The organism is Companilactobacillus mindensis DSM 14500 (assembly GCF_001434275.1).
Classification (GTDB): Bacteria; Bacillota; Bacilli; order Lactobacillales; family Lactobacillaceae; genus Companilactobacillus; species Companilactobacillus mindensis.
The window spans coordinates 1-1772 of record NZ_AZEZ01000078.1; the positions used below are offsets into that span (position 1 = coordinate 1).

At 35.2% G+C, this 1772-nt stretch carries 2 protein-coding genes; both read right to left on the reverse strand.

Annotated features, from left to right (window positions below; genetic code table 11):
• Nucleotides 1-91: 91 nt before the first annotated feature.
• Nucleotides 92-421 carry a bacteriocin immunity protein gene (locus FD29_RS07195; protein ID WP_057888264.1) on the reverse strand — a complete coding sequence of 110 codons (330 nt, stop codon included), beginning with the start codon at nucleotides 419-421 and terminating at the stop codon, nucleotides 92-94.
• Between the two features lie 132 nt (nucleotides 422-553).
• Nucleotides 554-1375: a Cof-type HAD-IIB family hydrolase gene (locus FD29_RS07200; RefSeq protein ID WP_057888265.1), complete on the reverse strand. Its 822-nt coding sequence runs from the start codon at nucleotides 1373-1375 to the stop codon at nucleotides 554-556.
• Nucleotides 1376-1772: the final 397 nt, after the last annotated feature.

Sequence of the window (1772 nt, forward strand, 5' to 3'; positions counted from 1 at the left end):
AAACACTATTCAAATTTATATTATTTCAAACGTCAACTTGACAGGTGCCAACGCAGGCTTATATCAAATTCAAAAACGAGTTGCGCCACTCTTATTCAAACCAGGTCAAACCGGCTTGGACATCGCTCCATTCAACCCCATCATATTTAACCACTAACATTCGGCACTGATAATAAAGTTCGATCAATGACTCAGGAAAATTTTTGGGATCTTCGATATAGTTATTGGCAATTTGTCGAAATAGTTTTGGTACCACTTGATCGACATTTTCCGTTTGTTGAAATTCTTTCAAAGCCGTTTGAATAATTTTCTTCAAATCAGGACGTTTTTCCATATCGGGATTGTTGTAAGTATCCTCTAATTTTTGTAACATTTCCCGATCGATTTTCTCTACTGTTCTTTTCTCTGCCGTTTTATTCATCAATATTCTCCCCTAAATATTTTTTGATTACAGAATTATTGAACCAAACTTATTATCGGCGGATGAATTATTAATCTCAATCAATACGGCTATCGATGTTTTTATTTGTTGAACAAATATAATGATATTTAATTAAACTAACTGTTCCAAAATATTCAAGACACCCTCATCATTGTTGGAATCAGTATAATGTGTAACTTGGTCTTTGATCTTTGGAACGGCATTATCAACTGCATAGCCAAACGGTGTTAATTTCAACATACTCAAATCATTTTCATTATCACCAAAGGCCATGATCTCATCATTGGCAATGTCATAACGATCTTGCAAAGTTTTCAAACCTTCCGCCTTATTGACCGAGTTTTCACTGATCAATTCAGTATTATATCCAGAAGTTTGACTAGCTAAACCAACTGGTAAAGCCCTTTTTAAACCAACTAAAGCTTGGGCAAAATCAACATGGGGAGCGAAAGTTATTCCGATACTGGTGATCTGATCTTGCAAACGCTGTGGCGTGACGGTTGCCAAGTCACTCACCCGTTGAAGATGATTGTAATAATGATATGTTAAATCATAAGCAGCTTGGGAAATTTTCTGATCAACATAGGCTGATTTCACCCCCACTACCAAATGTTCAGCAATATCGTTGGCAGAAAATTGTTGATGAATCGTATCTAAAGTCGCTGTTACCGCTGCTTCTGGCATTGCTTTGATCAACAAAGGTTGTCCTTCACTATAAACGGCGGCCCCATTTTGGGAAACAAAGTCCATTTCATTTTTGAATTCGTCAAATTGATCTTGCAAACGTTGATATTGTGAACCACTGGCGGCTACCACACGGATACCCTTTGCTCGTAAACCTTGTAGTATTTCACCAAAACGTTGGTGATTATAAGTGTTTTGATCATTGAGAAATGTTCCATCCATGTCAAAAGCAACTAATTTTATGGCCATGTGATGACCTCCTTTAAAAAATTATCATTTAATCATAGCACAAATATTTTTTAGTCACTAATTTTCCCATTAATTAATAAACCTTTTCAATATAGAAATATCTTTGTTTTGACTATAATAAAGGTTCTTTTTCAACTTTGGTTACATACAATTATTTAGATATACTAAAAGGTCATCCAAAAAAATCAACTGGATGGCCTTTTTAGTATTGTTTTAAATAAAATATCGAATCATTAGAATCTATAATATTAATACTACTAATGTAAAACAAATAGAAAACCGTTTAGTCTGGAATGGAATCCCGGTGGATGCTCAGCCGTGGTAGTCTCTTGGCTGGCGTACTTTGCCAGATTAGAGACAGACAAGCTTAGAGACAATTTGAACTGTAATTGGCTCT